Consider the following 2465-nt stretch of genomic DNA (forward strand, 5'->3'; position numbering starts at 1 on the left):
CGAATATGAAACAATCAACCGGACCGCGCTCACAGCGGCCTAAGACCCCGAGTCAACAAAAGCCGGGGCAGTCCCATCAGCCGAATCCCAAGCTTGTAATTCGGCCTCCTCCCTGTCACATTAAAAAGAGAGGCCGGGCGCGTCAACGCCCGGCTTCTGAGGGCTCTGAGGCCCGAACTACTCCAGTCCGAAACTCTAGGTCCCTCGTTCCATCCAGTCAATTACTGAGAGCGAGAATCGCATGGTCAACACGGCGGATGACAAGCAAGCAACAACATTGTTTGCAAAGACAAGGATTGCTGAATACCTGGCACCCAAGCAGCAGCAGTACGAGAGTGATCTGGCCCATTGGGATCCGGACGACCTGCTGGCGCGGACGCCGGAGGACATCGCAGCCGAACTCCTCAAGCGCCATGGAGTCACGAGCCTTGAGATCGGCGATGACCCCGGCGCGGTGCCGGACTCGGTCGAGCGTACCGTGAATCTTGGCCGAGAGTTTTCTTTCTCGGACACCCGCCGGAAGGTGAGGGTTTACCGGTTCTCCGTCCCGTTCACCGGGGACGCTGACCTGTTCACGGTTCAGCCGACGTCGCACACTTTCAATCCACCTGCAGGTCATGTCGATGCTCGCGACAGCAAACTCACGGTTGAATACGAGTGGCCTTGGCAGGAGGTTCCAGACCCTGAGAAGATCGGTCAAGCCTTCGAGGAGCAGTTGCGTAAGGTTAGCTGGTACCTCGACCAGCTGCGCACTGGTGTGGATCAGCACAATGCGCAGATTCAGGTTCTTTACCCGATTCAGCAGCGCATCGCCGCCATTACCGCTGATCGCGATGTCCTCGAGAGGATTCCACGCCCGAAGCTGTACGGCGATCCCGACTGATACGGCGCCGGGATTTTTAGGAGGCCACACCCGATAAGGTGTGGCCTTCGGCGTCTCTTACGCACATCGGAAACGATCCTTGGCAGGCTGTTGCGGTGTTGTTTCTGGCGTGCGCAGTGTTGGGTGCGTCCTGGGGTGAAAACGTCTGGTACCTCGCTGGAAAACCCCCTGCGCTCTAAGAGCCGGCCCCGCTCCGCCAGTAGATCGCTGCGCGGCCCCGGCCCGGCAGGAACTCCCGTCGCTTGTCCCTGCTGCTTTCAGGTGACCACGACGGCGGGCGGACGGCAACGGATGGCTTGAACCATGGGAAACCTGTGCGCGGCATGAAAACGGCCCCGCCCAACGGTGAGGGGGGCCGCGGGGGTCCGGCGCGGGCCGGACATCCCAAGGTTAAGCCTTCCGGTTTGCCGGAGGCTACGCTCTGCATTTCGTCGTTCCTTGGTGCCAGACTTCGGCTGTGGAGGAAAGGAAGTTCTGGGAATCGCCGCATTCGCGGAGGTCAGCGCCTGTGGTAGCGCCTGTGGATCCGGGTGCCTTGGAAGGGGCTGTGAAGGCCACGGAGCCTTGGCCGGTATTCGTGGTCCTGGACTTCGAGAACGGAGAGACACGCGAGGTGATGGGCTTCGCGTACGGGTGGACGCGGGCGCATGTGCTGGCGTCGGTGCCGTGGCCGATGGAGTACTACGAGGGCCGCAAGGAAGTGTGGGTGGAAGCATCCAGGGTGCGGCGGCGGAAGATCGACCGGCGGTGGTGACTAGCAGACTTGCCGCGAACACGGCGGAACGGTTTTGGTCCAAAGTGGCTCGACAGATTGGCCAAAGGCCGTGACGCGAACGGGAGCTCCTTCCGCTGGCGTGGACTGGCCCGGGCACAGTTCGCTGCGCGGTCCGTGGCCCTCAGGGACGAAGTCCGGGCCCATGGCTGGGACAGGCCGCAGCGTGTGGCCGCGTTCCTGGCCCGCGTCGATCCCGACGCGCCAACCTTGTTCTGAGGCTGCCGGCCTACGGGGCTGGGTCGCCGTCCGTGGATGCAGCTTCGCCTGCGCGCGGGAGACCCCTGATCAGGGCCGCCATGCGGCGCACCGCATCGGGGTCGTCCTCCCAAGAGCTCCCGTCACGCGTGCAGGCACGGAACGTGTTCACTCCGGCATCTGCGGCAGCCTGGTTGAGCTCGGCCCAGGCCTTTCCCAAATCTGCCAGCTGTGCGGGGGTCAACGGCTCGCGCTCCTTGGGCGCGGCCGCCGCGGCAGGGAAGGAATCCTCTGTAACCGGGGTCCGGCGCCGGCCGAGGAAGTCCCGAATTCGCAATGGCTCTCCTTCTGACAAGTCTCAGGACAAAAGCGTGCTCGGGGGGCTTGCACCCCTTTTCGGGCGTCCACTCCGCAGGCTCCGTGGCCGGCTGTCGGGTGCTGACGGTCCGTCGCAGGGCTCCTGCCCGTCATCACCTGGTTGTCTACGACGTTTTCTGGTTGCTGTCCTTCGGATTCTAGGCGTCCGCTCCACCCTGTCTAGCTGGCTATAGGATTGTCAATCCTGCGTTTCCGGGCATGATTTGGCGGCTCTGCAGCAGTTGCTGCGGAGCT

General features: G+C 63.1%; 4 protein-coding genes. 3 read left to right on the forward strand and 1 reads right to left on the reverse strand.

Going from position 1 to position 2465, the window contains the following annotated elements; all coding sequences use genetic code 11:
- The first annotated feature begins 241 nt into the window (after positions 1-241).
- From AC3WJM_RS22955 to AC3WJM_RS22965, 3 genes are all read left to right on the forward strand, one after another.
- A complete protein-coding gene (locus tag AC3WJM_RS22955) occupies positions 242-883 on the forward strand; it encodes a hypothetical protein (RefSeq protein WP_492273049.1) in 642 nt (213 codons plus the stop codon).
- A 547-nt stretch (positions 884-1430) separates the two neighbouring features.
- A complete protein-coding gene (locus tag AC3WJM_RS22960) occupies positions 1431-1637 on the forward strand; it encodes a hypothetical protein (protein ID WP_492273050.1) in 207 nt (68 codons plus the stop codon).
- 57 nt (positions 1638-1694) lie between these two features.
- Positions 1695-1874: a hypothetical protein gene (locus AC3WJM_RS22965; RefSeq protein ID WP_492273051.1), complete on the forward strand. Its 180-nt coding sequence runs from the start codon at positions 1695-1697 to the stop codon at positions 1872-1874.
- A gap of 10 nt (positions 1875-1884) precedes the next feature.
- Here the strand turns inward: AC3WJM_RS22965 and AC3WJM_RS22970 are convergent, their stop codons facing one another.
- Positions 1885-2190, reverse strand: a complete 306-nt coding sequence (locus AC3WJM_RS22970; protein ID WP_492273052.1) for a hypothetical protein — start codon at positions 2188-2190, stop codon at positions 1885-1887.
- Positions 2191-2465: the final 275 nt, after the last annotated feature.

The sequence above is a fragment of the Arthrobacter sp. FW306-1B-G06A genome, assembly GCF_058781765.1.